The sequence below is a fragment of the Massilia sp. BSC265 genome (assembly GCF_000740675.1).
Lineage (GTDB): Bacteria > Pseudomonadota > Gammaproteobacteria > Burkholderiales > Burkholderiaceae_D > Telluria.
The window spans coordinates 106,606-128,017 of record NZ_JPXI01000037.1; the positions used below are offsets into that span (position 1 = coordinate 106,606).

General features: G+C 66.7%; 13 protein-coding genes and 1 tRNA gene. 6 read left to right on the plus strand and 8 right to left on the minus strand.

Features of this window, described 5'->3' with window-relative positions; translation table 11 throughout:
* The first annotated feature begins 34 nt into the window (after positions 1-34).
* The 3 genes from MA09_RS17355 (at position 35) to MA09_RS17365 (ending at position 2,690) form a co-directional block, all read left to right on the plus strand.
* On the plus strand, positions 35-1,756 hold the full coding sequence (locus tag MA09_RS17355) for a glycosyltransferase family 39 protein (protein WP_036251259.1): 1,722 nt from the start codon (positions 35-37) through the stop codon (positions 1,754-1,756).
* Between the two features lie 248 nt (positions 1,757-2,004).
* Positions 2,005-2,472 (plus strand): hypothetical protein, encoded by a 468-nt coding sequence (locus tag MA09_RS17360; protein ID WP_036251260.1) that lies wholly within the window; start codon positions 2,005-2,007, stop codon positions 2,470-2,472.
* Positions 2,473-2,605: 133 nt separating this feature from the next.
* Positions 2,606-2,690: transfer RNA gene (locus tag MA09_RS17365), tRNA-Leu, on the plus strand.
* A 219-nt stretch (positions 2,691-2,909) separates the two neighbouring features.
* Here MA09_RS17365 and MA09_RS17370 read toward each other — a convergent pair.
* Positions 2,910-3,614 (minus strand): ABC transporter substrate-binding protein, encoded by a 705-nt coding sequence (locus MA09_RS17370; protein WP_229440771.1) that lies wholly within the window; start codon positions 3,612-3,614, stop codon positions 2,910-2,912.
* Positions 3,615-3,935: 321 nt separating this feature from the next.
* On the opposite strand from MA09_RS17370, the gene MA09_RS17375 reads away from it, so the two are divergent.
* Complete coding sequence (locus tag MA09_RS17375; protein ID WP_036251261.1) at positions 3,936-7,256, plus strand: MHYT domain-containing protein; 3,321 nt, start codon at positions 3,936-3,938, stop codon at positions 7,254-7,256.
* Between the two features lie 20 nt (positions 7,257-7,276).
* On the plus strand, positions 7,277-8,269 hold the full coding sequence (locus tag MA09_RS17380) for a two-component system response regulator (protein WP_036251263.1): 993 nt from the start codon (positions 7,277-7,279) through the stop codon (positions 8,267-8,269).
* A 45-nt stretch (positions 8,270-8,314) separates the two neighbouring features.
* On the opposite strand, the gene MA09_RS17385 is transcribed toward MA09_RS17380, so the two are convergent.
* From MA09_RS17385 to MA09_RS17405, 5 genes are all read right to left on the minus strand, one after another.
* A complete protein-coding gene (locus MA09_RS17385) occupies positions 8,315-9,484 on the minus strand; it encodes a glycosyltransferase family 4 protein (RefSeq protein WP_051933550.1) in 1,170 nt (389 codons plus the stop codon).
* A gap of 9 nt (positions 9,485-9,493) precedes the next feature.
* Positions 9,494-10,627 (minus strand): glycosyltransferase family 1 protein, encoded by a 1,134-nt coding sequence (locus MA09_RS17390; RefSeq protein ID WP_307183950.1) that lies wholly within the window; start codon positions 10,625-10,627, stop codon positions 9,494-9,496.
* Positions 10,628-10,629: 2 nt separating this feature from the next.
* The gene (locus MA09_RS17395; RefSeq protein WP_051933579.1) at positions 10,630-11,562 is read right to left on the minus strand and encodes a GDP-mannose 4,6-dehydratase; all 933 of its coding nucleotides are present in this window, start codon (positions 11,560-11,562) and stop codon (positions 10,630-10,632) included.
* A gap of 12 nt (positions 11,563-11,574) precedes the next feature.
* Entirely contained in the window at positions 11,575-12,618 is a 1,044-nt protein-coding gene (gene gmd / locus MA09_RS17400; protein ID WP_036251268.1) for a GDP-mannose 4,6-dehydratase, read from the minus strand.
* A gap of 369 nt (positions 12,619-12,987) precedes the next feature.
* A complete protein-coding gene (locus MA09_RS17405; RefSeq protein WP_036251271.1) occupies positions 12,988-15,300 on the minus strand; it encodes an NADP-dependent malic enzyme in 2,313 nt (770 codons plus the stop codon).
* A 207-nt stretch (positions 15,301-15,507) separates the two neighbouring features.
* On the opposite strand from MA09_RS17405, the gene thiL reads away from it, so the two are divergent.
* Entirely contained in the window at positions 15,508-16,470 is a 963-nt protein-coding gene (gene thiL, locus MA09_RS17410; RefSeq protein ID WP_036251782.1) for a thiamine-phosphate kinase, read from the plus strand.
* 76 nt (positions 16,471-16,546) lie between these two features.
* Here thiL and MA09_RS17415 read toward each other — a convergent pair whose 3' ends face one another.
* Positions 16,547-19,174: an EAL domain-containing protein gene (locus tag MA09_RS17415; protein ID WP_036251272.1), complete on the minus strand. Its 2,628-nt coding sequence runs from the start codon at positions 19,172-19,174 to the stop codon at positions 16,547-16,549.
* Complete coding sequence (locus MA09_RS17420) at positions 19,171-21,213, minus strand: ATP-binding protein (protein WP_036251274.1); 2,043 nt, start codon at positions 21,211-21,213, stop codon at positions 19,171-19,173. The genes MA09_RS17415 and MA09_RS17420 overlap by 4 nt, the downstream gene beginning before the upstream one ends.
* Between the last annotated feature and the right edge of the window lie 199 nt (positions 21,214-21,412).

The window sequence follows — 21,412 nt, forward strand, 5'->3', positions numbered from 1 at the left end:
ACTACGCGACTATTCTTACCCGCTGCACTGAACGATGAAACCCGTCCGCCTTCCCGCTGCCGCCACACTGGCACTGCCCCGCTGGGCCCTGCTCGCGCTGGGCATGCTGTACATCCTGCCGGGCCTGATCGGCCGCCACCCGTGGAAGGAAGACGCCGGCCCCTTCGGCATCATGTGGACCATGGCGCATGGCGGCCTGGACGACTGGCTGTATCCGAACATCGCCGGCCTTGCCGCCGCCCAGGAAGGGCCGCTGGCCTTCTGGCTCGGCGCGCTGTGCATCAAGCTGTTCGGCTGGATCCTGGGCGACGTGCTGGCGGCGCGCGTCTCCACCATCGGCATTTTTGTTACCGGCGCCATGTCGCTCTGGTACACCGCCTTCCACCTCGGCCGCCGCGCCGAAGCGCAGCCGCTGCGCCTGGCCTTCGGGGGCCAGCCCGAGCCCGACGACTACGGCCGCACGCTGGGCGACACCGCGGTGCTGATCTACCTCGGCTGCCTCGGCCTGCTGGTGCAGAGCCACCTGACCCTGGCCGCCACCCTGCAAGGCGCCCTGCTCGCCTATTTCCTGTACCGCGCGGTGCGCTATGTCGAGACATCGTCGACCCGCAATGCCGTGCTGGTCGGACTGTCGCTGGGCCTGCTTTCGCTCACGCGCGGCGTCGTGGTGCCGGCGGTGCTGGTGCTGGCGCTGTACGCCTGCACCACCTACCTGAAGCTGGCCACCCGCGACACCCTGCGCCACCTGGCCATCGCGGCAGGTGTCGGATTTCTTATCACCCTGGTCTGGATCGTGCCCGCCGCGCTGGTCCAGCCCTACGGCCTGTCGCCGGTCGGCGAGTGGCTGGAATGGAACGCCGGCCAGCTCGGCCTGCCCGGCCTGGCTTCGCTGAAGGGCTTCTTCCGCATCGGCGTGTGGTTCTTCTGGCCGGCCTGGCCTTTTGCCCTGTGGGCGATCTGGGCCTGGCGCCGCCAGCAGCACCTGCTCCACATCGTGATGCCGGTGATGTTCTTCGTCGCCCTCACCTTGCTGCTGCTGTGCGACCCGGAGCCGGAGAACGGCGACTTCCTCAAGATGCTGGCGCCGCTGGCGCTGATGGCCGCCTTCGGCCTGCCGACCATGAAGCGCGGCGCGATCAATGCGATCGACTGGTTCTCGGTGATGGTGCTGACCATGCTGGGCGCGCTGGTCTGGCTGTTCTGGATCGCCAAGCTCACCGGCTGGCCGGCCCAGCTGGCCAAGAACGCGCTCAAGCTGGTGCCGGGCTTCAAGCCCGAAGTCGGCATCATCGCCTTCCTGGTGGCGGCCGCAACCAGCATCGGCTGGATCATGCTGGTCCACTGGCGCCTGTCGCGCCAGCCTTCGGTGCTGTGGCGTGCGGTGGTCCTGTCCTCGAGCGGGCTGATCCTGCTGTGGGTGCTCCTGATGACCTTGTTCCTGCCGGACCTGAACTACAGCAAGAGCTACGCCGGCGTGGCGCAGCAGATCGCGGCCAAGCTGCCGCATGACGCGGACTGCATCGAAACCAATGTCAACCCGGCCCAGCGCGCTTCCTTCGCCTACTTCGGCCGGCTGCCTTTCACCACCCTGGCGGGCGGCGCTTGCCGCTACGTCCTGCTCCAGGACAGCATCAGGAACCGCGACGACGACAAGCTGGCACGCCGCTACGGCGTCCGCGGCAGTACCGTGCTGTGGGAAGGCAGGCGCGCTTCCGACCGCGACGAACGCTTCCGCCTGTTCCAGCGCAGCCGCTGATCCTCCCCTTTCCCCGCAGTCATCCCAAGGCCGCCGTCATCCCGCCGGCGGCCTTTGTCTTTCTGGCACGATTCCTGCATCTTTTTCATCGGTGCGCAGTACACCAGCCTGATGTGAGAACCTATGTATGCATGAAAGCGCGCTTGAGCGGAATCAATTGCCTCGTAAACTGGACCGGCACAATGAAACAGGTCGTTTTTTGTTGCCATACGGGCGCAACCGATCGAGCAGCGCTGCGAGGAGATACCATGAAAAGCGTTACCTTTTCGGAAATTGTTCGTATACGCGAGCGGCCCTACTTCCTGCGTCGCCCCGCTACCTGGCGGCAGCTGTTCCCCTGGGCCCTGACCGTCGCGGTCGGCCTGCCGCTGCTGATGCTGGCGCTGCACCTCATCGACCCGGAAACCCCGCTGCCCTACATCGTGCTGCCGGCGCTGGTCGGTGGCCTGATGCCGGTCGCCATGATGGGTCCCGGGCGCTTCGAGATGCGCACCCGCTTCGATGCCCACTACATGATCAACACGCTCGACGAAGCCCTGGTCTCCCTCGGCTACCTCCGCAGCAAGTCCGATGCCGACCGCATCAGCTACTTCCGTCCGCTGCCCTGGCTGCGCGGCCGCGAGGGCTCGATCGAAGTGGCGGTACAGCCGCACACGCTGCAGGTGGTCGGCCCGGTGGGCAGCCTGCGCCTGCTGCAGCAGCGCATCTCCGCCTGAGGGGACTGTCGTACGCCGGCGAGGGCCTGCGCAGGCCCTTTCCAGCCCTGCTCGCCCCCTCTTTGCAGCAGAGTTGGTCCGCAGTACTGGCCATTCGTGCAATCGATGTGCTAAGATGCGCCCCTGCTATTGGGCCTCTGTGGCGGAATTGGTAGACGCACTTGACTCAAAATCAAGCGCCGAAAGGCGTGCCGGTTCGATTCCGGCCGGAGGCACCACCCACCAGCATGGCAGCTTGCGTTGCCGTGATCGAATGATCGATCATCGGCGCTTGGCGCAAGCCTCAGCGCTTTCCGCATCTTCCTGATTCTCTTCCTGATTCCCGTCGGAAAACTTTACACCTCATCGCGCCTGGTCGGCGATGCAGGCGCTCGCATGCCTCTACCTGAGGCGGGGGCCTGTGCACTCTTGCTTCGCCGGTGCGCTGGCGACCGTAGTCAGTGCTGCCTGAGCGGCTGCCCCCAGTTCTCGTAACTGCGCTCGATGCGCCGCCCAGTACCGTCCCGGGCAATGGCCTCGAAGGCCGCGTTCAGCCGCGCCACGACGGCATCCGGCACACCGGGGTTGCAGGCCAGGTAGAGTTCGATGCGGTTAAACACCAGCAGCGGCACGATCTTCTTGTCGTAGCCGTAGCGGGTCAGAATGGTGCTGCCGCTGCGCAGGCTGGCCGCCCACAGGTCGATGCGGTCGAGCAGCAGCTTGCCGGCGTTGGCAAGATCTTCATTCGCGGCATCGACACGAAAACCCCGTGCCCGCAGGTAGGCGTCGCGGGCGTCGCCGTTATAGGTGCCGATGCGCAGGCCGCGCGCATCCTCGAGGCTGCGCAGCTTCAGCTTGCTGTCGGCACGGGCCATCATCACCCAGTGGCCGGTGTCGGTCGGCCCCACCCATTTGAACAAGGCTTCGCGCTCGGGCGTGCGCGAGGTCGAATAGACGCAGGCATCGCTGCGCTGCTGCGCGGCCAGGTAGGCGCGCTTCCAGGGCAGCAGTTCGATGGTGTAGTCGATGCCGGCGCGCTGCATGGCTTCGCGCACCTTGTCGGTGGCAATGCCGATCACGCGCGTGCCTTCCAGCATGCTCGACGGCGCCGAGGTTTCGGTCGTCAGGTAGAGCCGCGGCCTGGCGGCGGGCGCCGTCTCCACGGCGGCGCTAGCAGCACCGCTGATTACAGCGAATGCTATCGCGAGAGTTCGAGTGAGCAAGCTTGTTCCCTGGCTGGATCGCCTGCCGGTCGCGCTGGACGGCGGACTTGTTTTGTTTGTGATTGCAGAGTAGCACTACAAGGAATTTTTCCGCAATGCATGTCGCCGCCGATGTCATGACAGGTGGCGCTCGCGCGACACATCAGCGTGTCAAACCCGCATGATTCCTGCCCTCAACGAGACTTTCCCTTACGAAAATGCGATACTGCCGAGACCATTCCTGGGCGCTTTTCACTGCCCAATCACCGCAAAAGCCGCCCCATGCTGCAATTATTTTCAGTTCCGGACGATCCGTCGCTGCTCACTTTTGGCGTCTATGAACCGCGCTTGGTCCTGCTGTCGGTCCTGATCGCCATTTTCTCGTCCTGGATGGGCCTGCAGGTCGCAGGCCAGGCAGCCGCCAGCCGCACCCACCGCGTCCTGGTGCTCGGCAGCGGCAGCCTTGCTCTCGGCGCCGGCGTCTGGGCCATGCACTTCATCGGCATGCTGGCATTCAACCTGTGCACGCCGATCACCTACGACCCGAAGGTCACCATCCTGTCGGCCCTGCCCAGCATCGGCGCATCGGCGGTGGCACTGTCGCTGATCTCGCGCCAGCGCCTCGGGCCGCTCGGCCTGCTGATCGGCGGCGTGCTGGTCGGCGCGGGCATCGGCGCGATGCATTATTCCGGCATGGCCGGCATGCAGATGCGCCTGCAGCTGCGCTACGACCCGACCATGTTCGCCCTGTCGATCGTGGTGGCCGTGGTACTGGCCACGCTGGCGCTGGGCGTGCGCTTCGGCCTGACGCGCTTCCGCTCGTTGAGCGAATCGCGCCGCCTGCTGCTGGCGGCCATCGTGATGGGCTGCGCCATCGCCGGCATGCACTACACCGGCATGGCCGCCGCCCGCTTCGTCGGCCAGGTGACGCCGGGCGGCACCGGCTCCTCGAACAGCGAGTTCCTGGCCCTGGCCATCTCGCTTACCACTATCGCCTTCACCGGCCTGGTGGTCGCGGCCAACGGCCTGCTGCGCTACCGCATGATGTTCCTCGAGCTGCGCCGCAGCGAAGCCTGGATGCGCGCCCTGCTCACCACCACGGTGGACGGCGTGATCACCATCGCGCGCGACGGCACCATCAGCGAATTCAACGCCTCGGCCGAGCGCATCTTCGGCTGGCGGCGCGAGGAAATCGTCGGACGCAGCGCCAGCCTCCTGATCGCCGACGACGATGCCGCCTCGCACAACGGCCTGCTGGGCCTCATCATCGAGGGCTACACCCCGGCGATGTCCGGCAGCAGCGAGATTATGGGCAAGCGCAAGGACGGCAGCCTGGTGCCGATCCGCCGCGCCATCGGCCATGCGCGCCTCGACACGCAGGACCTGTTCGTCTGCTTCATCACCGACATCAGCGAGCGCCGCGCCATCATGCAGGCGCTGCACGCCAGCGAAGCGCAGTTCCGCTCCCTGATCGCCAACATCCCCGGCATTTCCTTCCGCTGCGCCGTGGATGGCGACTGGCCAATGGCCTTCATCAGCGATGCGGTCGAGCGCCTCACGGGCTACCCGGCGGCCGACTTCCTGGGCGAGGCGCCGCGCCGCACGTTCGGCAACCTGATCCACGCCAGCGACCGCGTGGAGATCACAGCACAGATCCAGGCCGCCCTGCGGGAGGATCGCACCTACCTGATCGAATACCGCCTGCTGCACCGCGACGGCAGCGTGCGCTGGATGTGGGAAAACGGCGGCGGCGCGCGCAATGACGCGGGCGAAGTCGTCTGGCTCGACGGCGTCATCCTCGACATCACGGAACGCCGCATGATGGAAGAAGCACTGCGCGAGGCCAAGGACAAGGCCGAGCAGGCCGCCGCCGCGCGCGCGACCTTCGTCGCCAACATGAGCCACGAGATCCGCACGCCGATGAATTCGATCCTCGGCTTCACCGACGTCCTGCTCGACGGCGAACTGAACAAGGAGCAGCGGCGCCACCTCGACACCATCCGCAGCGCCGGCCGCTCGCTGCTGCGCCTGCTCAACGAGATCCTCGACACCGCCAAGCTGGAGAAGGGCGCGGTGGAGCTGGAGCAGCACGACTACAACCTGCTGTCCCTGATCGACGAGCTGTCGTCCACGCTGTCCGCGAATGCGCGCGCCAAGGGCCTGCACCTCGACATCCACTACGACCCGGCGCTGCCGACCGGGCTGCGCGGCGACGAGCTGCGCGTGCGCCAGGTGCTCACCAACCTGCTCGACAACGCGATCAAGTTTACGGAGAAAGGCACGGTCACCTTGCGCGTGCGCGCCGAGGGCGACCAGCTGTGCATCGTCGTCAGCGACACCGGTATCGGGATCGCCCCGGAACGCCTGCAGGCGATCTTCGACCCCTTCACCCAGGCCGACGCCTCGATGACGCGCCGCTTCGGCGGCACCGGCCTCGGCACCACGATCAGCAAGCAGCTGGTCGAGCTGATGGGCGGAAAGATCTGGGCCGAGAGCGAACTCGGCAAGGGCACCAGCTTCCACGTGCACCTGCCTCTGGTGCTGGCGCGCTTTGCGCAGCAGGCGCCGCGCGTGCGCAGCGCCGCCGTGCTGCCGCCGCTGCGCGTGCTGGCCGCCGACGACGTACCGCAGAACCTGGAACTGCTGCAGCTCCTGATGGCGCGCCGCGGCCACACGCTCACCGCCGTCGCGGACGGCGCCGCGGTGCTGGAACAAGCCAAGGAAGGCGACTTCGACCTGGTGCTGATGGACTTCCAGATGCCGACGCTCGATGGCTTGAGCGCCACGCGCGCGATCCGCGCCCATGAAGCCGCCACAGGCAAGCGCCGCACGCCGGTAATCGCGATGACCGCCAGCGTGCTGCCCGAGCACCGCCGCGCCAGCGTGGAAGTAGGCATGGACGGCTTCGCCACCAAGCCGGTCGACTGGTTCTCCCTGTCGCACGAGATCGCGCGCGTGCTGGGCCTCGGCCAGCAGGCGCAGGCGAACCCCGACCTGGCGGCGATCCCGGCGCCGGCGCGCGAAGTATTGAACCGCCGCGCCGGGCTGCACCGCTGGGCCGACAAGGCCGACGTGTATGCCGAGGCGCTCGACCATTTCGGCCGCCAGTACGCCGGCCTTGCCACCACGTTGAAGATGCATGCGGCGGGCGGCTCGCACCAGGAGTTGCGCATGCTGGCGCACAAGGTACGCGGCGTGGCCGCCAACGTCGGCCTGGAGCAGCTGTCGGACGCGCTGTCGAGGCTCGAGCGGGCCACCAATACCGTGCCGACCGACGAGCGCGAGGCCGCCCAGGCGCTGGATACCGCCGCCGTGGCGCTGGGAGAGGCGCTGGCCGCGATCCGCGCGGGCAGCCCGCAGCCGATCGTCGCGCCGGAGGCTGCCCCTTATGACTTGGCGCGCGCGCGCCGTGCCGGCGGCGTGCTGCTGCAGGCCCTGCGCCGCGGCGCCCTCGACGATGCCGCCCTCTCCGGCCTGGCGGCGGCGCTGGCCGGCCACCCGGTCGCGCCCCGCGTCGCCCAGGTCCAGGGCGCGATCGGCGACTTCGAATTCGACTCCGCCCTGGAACAGCTGGAAGCCGTGATGGCCACGCTGGGCGAATAGGCTTCACAGGATTGACCCGTATGACGCAACCGAACAACCGCCCGCTGATCCTCGCGGTCGACGACGAGGCCAGCAACCTGCAGCTGCTGCGCCAGATCTTGCAGGACCACTACCGCCTGCTGTTCGCCAAGGACGGCGCGCGCGCGCTCGAGCTGGCGCGGCAGGAAGCCCCCGACCTGGTGCTGCTGGACGTGATGATGCCGGGGATGTCCGGCTATGAAGTGTGCGCCTCGCTCAAGGCGAATCCGGAAACGGCGGCGATCCCGGTGATTTTCGTCACCGCCCTCACCGAAACCGCCGACGAGCTGGAAGGCTTCGAGGCCGGCGCGGTCGACTACATCACCAAGCCGGTGAGCCCGCCGATCGTGCGCGCCCGCGTGCGCACCCACTTGTCGCTGGTGCGCATGGAAGAGCTGCGCGCGACGCGCCTGGAGATCGTCCAGCGCCTCGGCCTGGCCGCCGAGTACAAGGATAACGAGACCGGCCTGCACGTGATCCGGATGAGCCACTTCTCGCGCATCCTCGGCATCGCCGCCGGCATGAGCGAAGTGGAAGCGGACGACCTGCTGCATGCCGCGCCGATGCACGACGTCGGCAAGATCGGCATCCCGGACCGCATCCTGCAGAAGCCCGGTCCGCTCGAGCCGGACGAATGGAAGATCATGCAGAGCCATGTGACGATCGGCGCCGAGATCATCGGCGAGCATGAAGGCGGCATGCTGGCACTGGCTGCGCAGATCGCGCTCACCCACCACGAGAAGTACGACGGCAGCGGCTACCCGCGCGGCCTGCGCGGCGACGATATCCCGCTGGCCGGGCGCATCGTGGCGATCGCCGACGTGTTCGACGCGCTGACCTCGAAGCGGCCGTACAAGAAGGCGTGGACCGAAGAAGAGGCGCTGGACTTCCTGCGCGAGCAGAAAGGGCGCCATTTCGATCCGGGGCTGGTGGACCTGTTCATCGAACAGATGCCGGCGGTGCGGGCGGTGCAGCAGCGCTGGGCGGAAGCCTGATTCACAACATACTGTAGGGTGGTCGGCAAAGCCGACCACCCTACTTTATCTTGTCGGCGGCACGCCCGCCAGTCCCACGCTCTGCCCCGCATTCGCCGTCGCCCTGCGCGCCACCAGCTCCTTGTACAGGTCCGTGTAGCTCGCCGCCATCTGCTCCGACGTAAACAGCTCGTGGTAGCGCTGTTCCGCGCATACGCCCATGCGGCGCGCCAGTTCGGTGTCGTTCCACAGCGTCTGCATCGCGGCACGCAGCGCCGCCGGATCGGACGGCGGCACCACCAGCCCGGTCTCGTTGCCACGGTTGATGTAGGTGGTGCCGGTGCCGATCTCGCATGAAATCATCGGCTTGCCGTACATTGCGCCTTCCAGCAGCGAGATGCCGAAGGCTTCCGAGCGCAGGTGCGAGGGGAACACGAGGCCGTAGCACAGGCTGAGCAGGGCGGCCTTGTCTGCCTCTTCCAGCGCGCCGGTGAAGACCAGGTGCGTCAGTCCCAGGCGCGCAGCCTGCTCCTTCAGCGCCGCTTCTTCCGGGCCGGTGCCGACGATCACGATCGGATAGTCCAGTCCCCTGGCCGCTTCCAGCAGGATGTGCAGGCCCTTGTAGTAGCGCAGCACGCCCACGAACAGGAAGAACTTCGGGCCGACCTTGGCGCGCCAGTGCGCCAGGCGGCAGGGCTCGACGCTCGGATAGGTTGCCTTGTCCAGGCCGTAGGTGATGACGCGGGTCTTGTCGCGATAGCGCTGCAGCACCGTGGACGAGGCCAGGTAGTTGGGCGAGGCCGCGACGATGGCGTCGACGCTGTCGAAGAAGCGGTGCTTGAGCGGCTGGTACAGGCGCAGCCAGCGCTTCTGGCGCACGATGTCGGAGTGGTAGCTGACGACGGTCGGCTTGTCCACGCGCGCCATGAAGTGCGCCAGGTCCATGAAGGGCCACGGGAAGTGGTAGTGGACCACGTCGGCCTCGCGCGCCATGCGCGACAGCGCGCCAATCGCCTGCAGCGAGCAGGCATTCGAGGCGATCTCGAAGTTCAGCGGCACACGGTGCACGGTGTGGCCATCGAAGGCAAAGGGGGCCAGGGACTTCTGGCGCGACAGGGACAGTACGGTGTTGGTCACGCCGATGCGCGACGTGCCGACGCACAGCTGGCGGATCACCTGTTCGATGCCGCCGACCGAGTCCGGAAAGTACGTCTTGTAGAAATGAAGGACACGCATGTTGGAAGCTTACTGCGAAAGTAGCGCACGGTACACCTCGGCAGTTCGCCGTGCGGTGGCATGCCAGGTGAGTTGTTCGGCGCGCGCGCGGCCGGCGGCGATGCAACGCGCGCGCTCGCGGCTGTCGCCGATCAGGGTCTGCAGCGCAGAGGCGAGTTCGCCGGTGTCGAGCGGGTCGACCTCGAGCGCGGCGCCCTGGCTGACTTCGGGCAGCGAACTGGCGTTCGAGGTCACTACCGGCACCTGCGCGGCGAAGGCTTCGAGCACCGGGATGCCGAAGCCTTCGTACAGCGAAGGAAAGGCGAATACGCCGGCGCCCGCGTACAGCAGGCGCAGCTCGCCTGGGTCGGTGACCTGGTCGAGCCAGGCGATGTTCTCGCCTTCGGCCTGCGCCGCCTGCAGGCGCTCCACCAGGTCCTCGCAGCGCCAGCCGCGCGCGCCGACCACCACCAGGGCGCGCTCCTGGCGCACGGGCTTGGGCAGCATCAGCCAGGCGTCGAGCAGGCGGGCGATGTTCTTGCGCGGCTGCAGGGTGCCGACGGTCAGGACATAACCCGGCCTGAGCCGGTAGCGCGCCATCGCCGCGTCCACCTGCTGCGGGTCGGCCGGGGCCAGCCACTCCTCGTCGACGCCGTTGGGCACCACCGAGATGCGGCGCGGGTCGACGCCGAAGCAGTCGACCAGCTCGCGGGTGGCGAACTGCGACACCGCGATCACATGGTCGGCTTTGGCGATGGCCTTGCGCTGCAGCCAGTTCTTGGTGCGGCGCAGCCGCGGGCTGCACCACTCGGGATACTTGATCGGCAGCGCATCATGCAGGGTCGCCACCACCGGGCAGTCCATGCGCACGATGCGGTAGTCGGTGGCGTGGTACACGTCGGCCGGCATGTGCACGCGGTGCGCCGCGGGCGTGAGCAGGTCCACCAGGGACGCGTGCTCGAAGGATTGCGGCATCGGCTGGCCGATGCTGATGCCCTGCTCTCCTGTGCGCGGGCGCGGCCAGGCATAGGGGGCGACGGTACAACCGGCGCGCGGCAGGTGGCGCAGCAGCGCCCGGGTATAGACGCCGATACCGTCCAGGCGCCCCCCGGTCAGGCCCGGTTCGATCATGGTCGTTCCGAGACCGATGGTGAGACCGCCCACGCTCACGCCAGGTACATCCAGCGCAGCGTCTCGGACAGCGGCGTCGGGTCGAGTTGGCCGATGACGGCGGTGAGCTTGCTGTTGCTACCCGAAAGCGTGAGCACGTCGTTGGCGCGAACGAAAGCCGGGTTGACATGCACGTCGATGTGGTAGCCGGCGATCTCGCTCATCATGTCGATCAGGTTGGCCAGCGAGTGCGAGCTGCCGGAGCAGACATTGAATGCCTCGCCGGCGGGCGCCACGGCCAGCAAGCGGCGGTAGGCGCGCGCCACCATGCGCACGTCGGAGAAGTCGCGCGCGATCGCCAGGTTGCCCAGCTCGATGCGCCTCTCGTTGCGGCGGAAGTGGGACACGATCTTCGGCAGCAGGAAGTTCTCGGTCTGGCCCACCCCGGTATAGTTGAACGGGCGCGCGATGGTGATCGGCAGCTTGTCCATCCACAGCCGCGCCATGTATTCCATGGCCAGCTTGCTGACGGCGTAGTCGTTGGCCGGGTTTGGGGGCACGTTCTCGTCGATGACGGGCACGCTGGCATTGCCGTAGACATTGGCCGAGGAGGCCAGCAGCACGCTGGTTGGGCGATGCTTGCCATTGGCCAGCGCCTCCAGCAGGTTGCGCGTGCCGACCACGTTGACGCGGTAGATCAGTTCGGTGTCCGCGTGGGCCACGAAGGCGATGCCGGCGAGGTGGGCAACCACGTCGGGTGCTACTGCCTCGACCAGGCGCGCCACGGCCGCGCGGTCGCACAGGTCGACCGGGAAGATGTCGGGGCCGAGCTCTTCGCCGGGCATGACGGTGCCGTAGACACGGTAACCGGCCGCGGTCAGCTCCTGCGCCATGTAGTAACCGGTGAAGCCGCGCAGGCCCGTGATGAGCGCGCGGCGTCCCTCGCCTTCCCTCCCGCCGATGAAGGCCGGGATGTCGTCCGTGGCCATGCGTTCCATGATTTAGAACGAGAATCCGGTTTCGTTGCGACGCAGGTCGGCGTCGACCATCATCTGGCACAGTTCTTCGAGCGTGGTCTTGGGCTCCCAGCCGAGCATGCGCCTGGCCTTGGCCGGATCGCCGATCAGGAGGTCGACTTCGGCCGGGCGGTAGAACTTCGGCGACACGCGCACCAGGGCCTTGCCGGTCCGGGTGCAATGGCCCACTTCGTTCTCGCCCTCGCCGCTGAATTCGATGGCGATGTTGGCGCCCTTGAAGGCCATGGTGACGAAGTCGCGCACGGTCTCGGTACGGTTGGTGGCGAGCACGAAGGTATCGGGTTCGTCGGCCTGCAGCATGCGCCACATGCCTTCGACGTATTCCTTGGCAAAGCCCCAGTCGCGCTTGGCATCGAGGTTGCCCAGTTCGAGCACGTCGAGCTTGTTCAAGACGATCTTGGCGACCGAATCGGTGATCTTGCGGGTGACGAACTCGCGGCCGCGCAGCGGCGACTCGTGGTTGAACAGGATGCCCGAGGAACCGAAGATGCCGTAGGACTCGCGGTAGTTAACGGTCATCCAGTGCGCATACAGCTTGGCGACGCCATAGGGGCTGCGCGGGTAGAAAGGCGTTTCCTCGACCTGGGGGATGGCCTGCACCTTGCCGAACATCTCGGAGGTGGAGGCCTGGTAGAAGCGGATCTTCGGATTGACGATGCGGATCGCTTCGAGCAGGTTGACGGCGCCCAGGCCGGTGATCGAGGCGGTGGTGACTGGCTGCTCGAAGGACACGCCGACAAAGCTCTGCGCTGCCAGGTTGTAGACCTCGTCGGGCTGGCTGCTGTCGACCAGGCGGATGCTCGACGACAGGTCGGTCAGGTCGTATTCGACCAGATCCAGGTTCGGATGCTTGTCGATGCCGAGCTCTTCGATACGCCAGAAGTTGACCGAACTGGAGCGGCGGAAAGTGCCGGTCACGTGATAGCCTTTTTCCAGGAGAATCTGCGCCAGATATGCGCCATCCTGGCCGGTAATACCAGTGATCAAGGCTCTTTTTGTTGTTTGCATGTTCTTGGTTCTAGAAGATGGTCTTGCAGGCAGCCAGACTCAGGAAAGCCCGGATTGTATCAGAGAGGAGATGGAGCCCAGCCTTGCACAACAGAAACCGGTGCAATAAATGCAACATTTATTCGGACATTATGCCCTGAAATCGGAGGAGCTCGTCGCCCGCTTACGGTTTGTTACCGTTGTATTTGTGCGAAGACAAATGGCGAAACCCGGAGACAAATACGCCTGAAGCAACGCAAGACGCCGCTTCAGGCGTATGTTCCGTAGGGTGGGCGGCTGTGCCGCCCACCGGTGATAGTTTGCAGCAAGATCATCGGGCCCGATAACGGAACCGATAACTATCGCCGCCTGGGCGGAAACCCGCCCACCCTACCTTTGCGATACCGCATCCACAACACACAAGGCCGTCATGTTCACGATGCGGCGCACCGTCGACGATGGAGTCAGGATGTGCACTGGACGTGCGCAGCCCAGCAGGACCGGGCCGATCGCGATACCGTTGCCGGCGGCGCTCTTGACCAGGTTGTAGGAGATGTTGGCGGCGTCGATGTTCGGCATGACCAGCAGGTTGGCGTCGCCGGTCAGCGCCGAGTTCGGCATGATCTTCATGCGCACCTTGGCTTCGATCGCGGTATCGCCATGCATCTCGCCGTCGATTTCCAGGCCCGGCTTGGCCTGCTGCACCAGCGGCAGCACCGCGCGCATCTTCTGGGCCGAGGCGCTGTTGTAGGTGCCGAAGTTCGAATGCGACAGCAGGGCCGCGCGCGGCTGGATGCCGAAGCGCTCCATCTCTTCGGCGGCCATGACGGTGATCTCGGCCAGTTCCTGCGCGTTCGGGTTCTCGTTGACGTGGGTGTCGACGATGGCCAGCTGGCGGTCCGGGGTGATCAGGAAGTTCATCGCCGCGTACACGTTGCTGCCCTCGCGCTTGCCCAGCACCTGGTCGATGTAGTGCAGGTGCATCTGGGTGGTGCCGTAGGTGCCGCAGATCAGGCCGTCCGCGTCGCCCTTGTGGACCATCATGGCGCCGATCAGGGTATGGCGGCGGCGCATCTCGAGCTTGGCCATGTCGATGGTCACGCCCTTGCGCATGCCCATCTCGTAATAGGCTTGCCAGTAATCGCGGTAGCGCTCGTCGAAGTCCGGGTTGATCACGTCCACGTGCTGGCCCAGTTTCAGGCGCAGGCCGAACTTCTCGATGCGCTTTTCCAGCACGGCCGGGCGGCCGACCAGGATCGGGCGCGCCAGCTTTTCGTCGACCACCACCTGGACCGCGCGCAGCACGCGCTCATCCTCGCCTTCGGCGTAGACGATGCGCTTGGCTTCCATCGGCGCGGCCTTGGCCACCGAGAACAGCGGCTTCATGAAGGTGCCGCTGCGGTACACGAACTGCTGCAGGCTTTCGGCGTAGGCGGCCAGGTCTTCGATCGGGCGGGTAGCGACGCCGCCGTCCTGCGCCGCCTTGGCCACGGCCGGGGCGATGTGGGTCAGCAGGCGAGGATCGAAGGGCATCGGAATCAGGTATTCCGGACCGAAGGACAGGTTATTGATGCCGTAGGCCGAGGCCACGATGTCCGACTGCTCGGCGTGGGCCAGGTCGGCGATCGCGTGCACCACCGCGATTTCCATTTCGCGGGTGATGGTGGTCGCGCCACAGTCCAGCGCGCCGCGGAACATGTAGGGGAAGCACAGGACGTTGTTGACCTGGTTCGGGTAGTCCGAGCGGCCGGTGGCGATGATGGCGTCGCTGCGCACCGCCTTGACGTCTTCCGGCAGGATTTCCGGGTTCGGGTTGGCCAGGGCCAGGATCAGCGGGTTGGCGGCCATGGACTTGACCATGTCCTGCTTCAGCACGCCGCCGGCGGACAGGCCGAGGAAGATGTCGGCGCCGGGGATCACTTCAGCGAGCGAGCGGTGCGGGGTGTCCTGGGCGAAGCGTTCCTTGTCCGGATCCATCAGCTCGGTACGGCCCTTGTAGACCACGCCGGCCAGGTCGGTAACAAAAATGTTCTCGATCGGGAAGCCGAGGTCGACGATCAGGTCGAGGCAGGCCAGCGCGGCGGCGCCGGCGCCGGACACCACCAGCTTGCAGTTCTTGATGTCCTTGCCGACGACCTTCAGGCCGTTCAGGATGGCCGCGCCGACGATGATCGCGGTGCCGTGCTGGTCATCGTGGAAGACCGGGATCTTCATGCGCTCGCGGAGCTTGCGCTCGATGTAGAAGCACTCCGGCGCCTTGATGTCCTCGAGGTTGATGCCGCCGAAGGTCGGTTCGAGCGAGGCGATGATGTCGACCAGCTTGTCCGGGTCGTTCTCGGCGATCTCGATGTCGAACACGTCGATCGCGGCGAACTTCTTGAACAGCACGCCCTTGCCTTCCATGACCGGCTTCGAGGCCAGCGGGCCGATGTTGCCCAGGCCGAGGACGGCGGTGCCGTTCGAGATCACGGCGACCAGGTTGCCGCGCGCCGTGTACTTGTACGAATTGGCCGGGTCCTTGACGATTTCCTCGCAAGGCGCGGCCACGCCCGGCGAATAGGCCAGCGCCAGGTCGCGCTGGTTCAGCAGGCCCTTGGTCGGGGTGACGCTGATTTTGCCGGGGCGGGGAATCTGGTGGTATTCGAGCGCTGCAGCACGCAGTTGTTGACGCAATTCTTCTTTCTTGTCCGATGACGAGTCCATGCCGGGCAGCCTTCCTGAAACTAGAGGGGAACCTCCAATTTTATCAGACGAACAGTTGACAAAGGCTACGTATTTTCAACAAGCAGTTTTTGATTCATAAGCCAAGCTTATATTGCTGAGCTATTTAGATGCTCAGCCGATACTATGACAGAAAAGCTCGGCGCACCGACAATGCTGGCGCCGGCCCGTGCCCGGTACAATCTGCGGATGCTCTCCGAATTCGACCTCATCAAGCAGTTCTTCAAGCGCGACCGCCCAGGCAGGGCCGACCTCGGCATCGGCGACGACTGCGCCCTCCTCACACCTTCCCCGGGCCGCCAGCTGGCGATCTCGAGCGACATGCTGGTCGAGGACCGGCATTTCTTTGCCGGCGCCGATCCCGTCAATCTGGGCCATAAAAGCCTGGCGGTGAACCTGTCGGACCTGGCGGCGATGGGCGCGCGCCCGGTCGGCTTCACGCTGGCCCTTGCGCTGCCGGCCGCCGACCCGGCCTGGCTGGAGGGCTTCTCGCGCGGGCTGTTCGCGCTGGCTGACGCTTACGGCTGCGAGCTGGTCGGGGGCGATACCACCAAGGGACCGCTCAACATCTGCATCACGGTGTTCGGCGAGCTGGCGCCGGGGCATGCGCTGCGCCGCGATGCGGCGCGCGTGGGCGACGATATCTGGATTTCGGGAACGCTGGGGGATGCGCGGCTGGCCCTTGCCGGGTACTGGAAGGAAGTGGCGCTCTCCGCCGAGGATCACGCGCAGGCGGCGCAGCGCATGCACATGCCGACGCCGCGCGTGGCCCTGGGCCTGGCGCTGGCCGCGCAGCCCATTGCCCATTCGGCGCTCGACATCTCGGACGGGCTGGTGGGGGACCTGGCCCACATCCTGGCCGCGTCGCGGGTCGGGGCAACGCTGGACGTCGATGCGCTGCCGGCCGGGCCGGTGCTGGCGCGGCAGTCAAGCGAGCTGCGGCGGCGCTTCACGGCGGCCGGCGGGGATGATTACGAGTTGTGCTTCACGGCGCCCGTCGAACACCGCGAGGCGGTGCTGGAGGCGGGACGCGTGAGCGGCACTGCGGTGACGCGGGTGGGTACGATAGAGGCGGAGCCGGGGCTGCGCTTCGTGGATGCGCAAGGCGCGCCCCTCGACCTGAAGCTGAGCGGGTGGGATCACTTCAGCTGACCGCGTGGGCGGGAGACCCGCCCACCCTACGGTAAAACGGGGTTTCGTAGGGTGGGCAGGTTCCCTGCCCACGCGGTCAAGCAGCACTTGATTTATCGGTTTCGTCCCGCGGCGTCTTCCGGTCATCATACGGCCCGTTCGTCAGCCAGTAATGGCGGAACGCCAGCCGGATGTTCTCCCGCAGCTGCAGGTCGTGCCAGGGCTTCGTATAGAAGCGGTAGATCGCCCCGCGGTTGATCGAATCGAGTACCGTCTCCACCCCCGTGTAGCCCGACAGGATGATGCGGATGGTCTCCGGATACATCTCCTTGACCTTGCTGAGGAATTCGGTGCCGCTCATGACCGGCATGCGCTGGTCGCACAGGATCACCTGCACCCGGTACAGCGCCAGCAGCTCGAAGCCTTCGGCCGGCGAGGATGCGGTCAGCACCCGGTAGTTGTCGCGCCTGAACAGGCGGTGCAGCGCGGTCAGGACGTTGACGTCGTCGTCCACGATGAGCAGGGTCTGGAGCTTGTCGTCCTGGGCCGGCGGCTGGTCGGGCTGGGCGCGGTTGTCCTGTACCAGGCGCGCCAGCTCGTCGGCGGGCAGCGCGCGCGAGAAGTGGAAGCCCTGGATCTCGTCGCAGCGGTTGCGGCGCAGGTAAGCCATCTGCGCGCGGGTCTCCACGCCCTCCGCGATCACCTGCATGTGCAGGCTGTGCGCCATGCTGATGATGGCCAGTGCGATCGCCGCATCGTCCGGGTTGGTCACGATGTCGCGCACGAAGGCGATGTCGATCTTCAGCTTGTCGATCGGGAAGCGCTTGAGGTAGGCCAGACTCGAATAACCGGTGCCGAAATCGTCGATCGCGATGCGGATGCCGAGCTCCTTCAGCCGCCCCAGCACGGCGATGGTGTGCTCGGCATTCGACATCAGCGCGCTTTCCGTCAGCTCCAGCTCCAGAAGCCCCGGTTCGACCCCGTGGCGTTCGAGCGCCGCGCGGATCACGCCTTCCAGGTCGCCCTCGACGAACTGGCGGCTCGACACGTTCACCGCCACCCGCACGTCGCGCACCCCGCTAGCATTCCAGGCCGCGATCTGGCGGCAGGCTTCGTCGACGATCCACTCGCCGACCCGCACCACCAGCCCGGTCTCCTCCATCAGCGGCACGAATTCGGCCGGGTAGACCAGCCCGAAGCCGGGACGGTTCCAGCGCAGCAGCGCTTCCACGCCCGAGATGCGGCCGGTGTTCAGTTCCAGCTTGGGCTGGTAGTACAGCACGAACTGGTTGCCCTCGAGCGCGCTGCGCAGCGCCAGCTCGAGGTCCAGGCGCGCCAGCACCTGCACGTTCATCCCGGCGGTGAAGAAGCGGTAGCCGTCGCGCCCCGCTTCCTTGGCGCGCACCATCGCGGTGTCGGCGTACTTGATCAGGGTGCCAGGCTCGGTCGAGTCTTCCGGATACATGGCGATGCCGATGCTGGCCGTCAGCGCAGCCTGCTGGCCGTGCAGGTCGAAGGGCGCACGCAGCGACTCGCGGATCTCGTTGGCGACGTTGACTGCTTCCTGCTGGTCGCGCGTCATCGTCAGGATCAGCGCGAACTCGTCGCCGCCCAGGCGCCCGGCCGTGTCGCGCAGGCGCACCACGCGCACCAGGCGCGTGCTGAACTGGCGCAGCAGCTCGTCGCCGAGCGTGGTGCCGAGCGAATCGTTGATGATCTTGAAGCGGTCGAGCGTGATGCACAGCACCGCCACGCGCCAGTTCTTGTCGCGCGCCAGCTCGATCGCGTCGCGCAGGTTCTGGAAGAACAAGGTGCGGTTCGGCAGGCCGGTGAGCGCGTCGTAGCTGGCCATGTGGCGCATGCGTTCCTGCGCGTGCAGGCGCTCGCTGATGTCGCGCGCCACCGCGATCAGCATGCGGCTCTTGCCGAGGTCCTGCAGCTTCCAGCTGATCTCCACCGGCACCGCGCCCTGCCCCCCGGCGCGCAGCAGCTCGGTCTCGACGATGTCGCCCGGCAGCGGGCCGAATTCGGTCTTGCCATCCTGCGCGCCCGCGCCGCCGTGAGCCAGCGCATCGGCCGCCAGATGGCGCTCGAGCAGCTCGCGGGTGGCCAGGCCCAGCGCCACCGGGTCGATGCGCAGCAGCGCCTCGCGCGAGAAGCCGAGCATGCGGCAGGCGCCGTCCGACACGTCCACCATCGCCATCGAGGCGGTATCGATCAGGAAGATCGCATCCGGGGTCGCATCCATCGCCCCGCGGAAGCGCGCCAGCTCGGCAGTGCGCTCGCGTACCTCGCGTTCCAGCTGCACCCCGTAGTCCTGCGATTCGCGGTGCAGCAGGCGCACCTCCAGCAAATTGCGGATGCGCGTCATCACCTCGACCGTGTCGAAAGGCTTGCCGATGAAGTCGCGCGCGCCGGCTTCCAGCGCGGCCAGCTTCTTGTCCGGCTCGGCCGTCACCACCAGCACCGGCAGCCAGGAATCGCTTTCGAGCGGCTTGAGCGCCTCCATCACGTCGAAGCCGTCCATCCCCGGCATGTGCAGGTCGAGGATGATCAGGTCGAAGCGGTGCTTCAGGTGCATCGACACCACCTGGCGCGGGTCGTAGGTAGCCGAGACGTTCTCGTACCCGGTAGTCGTCAAGAGGTATTCGAGCAGCTGGACGTTGACGGGTTCGTCGTCCACGACGAGGATGCGCGCGCGGCGGATGTCGGAGAGTGTAATCATTCGGCCTTCCTTTCGGCCGGCACCGCTCCTGTTCCAGGTAGCTGCGCCAGCGTACTGTTGATCGCTTCGGTGAACTTGTCGATGTCGATCGGTTTGGTGAGGTAGCGGGCAAAGCCCGCCGCCATGCCGCGTTCGATGTCGCGCTGCATGGCGTTGGCGGTCAGGGCGATGACCGGGATACTGCAGGTGAGCGGATCGGCGCGCAGCTGCCTGAGCACCTCGGTGCCGCTCATGCCCGGCAGGTTCAGGTCCATCAGGATGATCTCGGGAAGGTAGCTGCGCGCCAGCGACAGGCCGATATGGCCGTCGTGCGCCGACAGCAGGCGCAGGTCGGAACGGAAGCGCACGATCTCTTCCACCAGGCGCAGGTTGGCCGGGTTGTCCTCGACATACAGGAGCAGGTGCGGGTTCAGCTGTGATACGCCCTCTTCCGCCACCGCATGGACTTGCGGCGCCGCGCCGGCGGCGTCCTCCGCCTGCTTCGCCAGCGGCGCGGTGGTGGCCAGCTCGATCCAGAACACGCTGCCCACGCCCGGACTGCTGGACACGCCGATCTCCCCACCCATCAGCTCGACCAGGCGCTTGGTGACAACCAGGCCGATGCCGGTGCCTTCCTGGCTGCCGCCCTCCTGGCCGAGCCGGTTGAAAGGCTGGAACAGGCTTGCCACCTGCTCGGCATCGAGGCCGGCGCCGGTGTCCCGCACCGACAGGCGCAGCCGGGTCGGGGCGACCTGCTCGCAGGTGACTACCACGGCGCCGGCCTCGCGGTTGTATTTCACCGCGTTGGAGAGCAGGTTGAGCAGGACCTGTTTCAGGCGGGTGCGGTCGGCCAGCACCACCGCCCCCGGCGTCTGCGGGAACAGCACGCGCACACCGCGCCCGGCGGCGATCGGCTCGACCATGGTACGTGTTTCCAGCAGCGTGTCGCTCAGCGCCACCGGCTCCATCGACAGCGTCACCGTGCCCGATTCCACCTTGGCCAGGTCGAGGATCTCGTTGATCAGGGTGAGCAGGTGGCGCCCGCTTTTCAAGATGTGGTTGGCGAACTCCTTCTTCTGCTCGAGGGTCGAAGGCAGCGTGTCGGAGGTGAGGATCTGGGCGAAGCCGAGGATGGCGTTGAGGGGCGTGCGCAGCTCATGGCTCATCGAAGAGAGAAAAGCCGACTTGGCCTGGTTGGCGCTGCGTGCCTCTTCGATCGCATTGGCCAGTTCGGCATTGGCCAGGGCCAGCTGCAGGGTGCGTTCGTCCACGCGCTGCTCCAGCTGCTCGTTCAGGCGCATGACCTCCTGCTGCGCGCGCGAGCGCTCCGCCGCCTCGCGTGCGATCTCGCTGCTCGAGGTCTCCAGCTTGCGCGTGCGCATCTCGATCTCGGTCAGCATGGCGTTGAAGGAATCGACCAGCTCCCCGGCCTCGTCGTTGCTGATGCGCGGCGCGCGGCGCGAGTAATCCCGCGTGGCGACGACCTCGCGCGCGATCTCGGTGATGGCAACGATCGGCGCGGTCACCACCCGGCCCATGCGGCGCATCAGGAGGTAGGCGACGGACATGGCCAGCAGCGTCACCCCCAGGGCGATGCTGAGGTAATCGCGGGTGCGCGCCAGCAGCTGGTTCTCGGCGCGCAGGTACACCGTACCGAGCGCCTCGCCGTCCTCGACGATGCGCTGCCGGATGACCAGCTTGTCGCGGTCGGCGGCAGGGACGGCGGGCAGGACCTCGGGCAGCCCGCGCGTCTCGCCGGCCGCCTGGTAGGAAGCGAACAGCTCGCCGTCGGCGTCGTAGATCGCGGCGGCGCGCACCTGGGGGCGGGTGCGCAGCAGCGCCAGGTTCTCGTTGGCCAGGCGCGGGTCGTCGAAGGTCAGCGCGGCGGAGGTCATGTGGCCGACCAGTTCCGCCTGGGTGGCAAGGTCGTTCAGCAGGCTGCGGTGATAGCTGCGCAGGTCGTAGATAATGATGATCGCCACCGACACCAGCAGGGCGACGAACGTGGTCGTCATCACCGCCCGCACCAGCTTGCTGCGGATCGAACGGCGCTGGGTCATGCGGCCTCCGGGATCATGTGGCCTCCGGCGAGGCCCGGGAAGGCGTGCGGACGCCACCGGCGCGGCAATGCCGGTCCACCGGCCGGAAGGCTGGGAGCGCTACGGCAGGCATGCCGCAGGTTTGCGCCGGCCCCATCCGGTCACGCGCATGTGATTCGAGCGGCATCCAAGAGTCCTACGGAAAACGGAATGTCAATAC

Coding starts and splice junctions, on each gene's coding strand:
- MA09_RS17355 (WP_036251259.1), top strand. CDS start 35: ATGAAACCCGTCCGCCTTCCCGCTGCCGCCACACTGGCACTGCCCCGC.
- MA09_RS17360 (WP_036251260.1), top strand. CDS start 2,005: ATGAAAAGCGTTACCTTTTCGGAAATTGTTCGTATACGCGAGCGGCCC.
- MA09_RS17375 (WP_036251261.1), top strand. CDS start 3,936: ATGCTGCAATTATTTTCAGTTCCGGACGATCCGTCGCTGCTCACTTTT.
- MA09_RS17380 (WP_036251263.1), top strand. CDS start 7,277: ATGACGCAACCGAACAACCGCCCGCTGATCCTCGCGGTCGACGACGAG.
- MA09_RS17385 (WP_051933550.1), bottom strand. CDS start 9,484: ATGCGTGTCCTTCATTTCTACAAGACGTACTTTCCGGACTCGGTCGGC.
- MA09_RS17395 (WP_051933579.1), bottom strand. CDS start 11,562: ATGGCCACGGACGACATCCCGGCCTTCATCGGCGGGAGGGAAGGCGAG.
- gmd (WP_036251268.1), bottom strand. CDS start 12,618: ATGCAAACAACAAAAAGAGCCTTGATCACTGGTATTACCGGCCAGGAT.
- MA09_RS17405 (WP_036251271.1), bottom strand. CDS start 15,300: ATGGACTCGTCATCGGACAAGAAAGAAGAATTGCGTCAACAACTGCGT.
- thiL (WP_036251782.1), top strand. CDS start 15,508: ATGCTCTCCGAATTCGACCTCATCAAGCAGTTCTTCAAGCGCGACCGC.
- MA09_RS17415 (WP_036251272.1), bottom strand. CDS start 19,174: ATGATTACACTCTCCGACATCCGCCGCGCGCGCATCCTCGTCGTGGAC.
- MA09_RS17420 (WP_036251274.1), bottom strand. CDS start 21,213: ATGACCCAGCGCCGTTCGATCCGCAGCAAGCTGGTGCGGGCGGTGATG.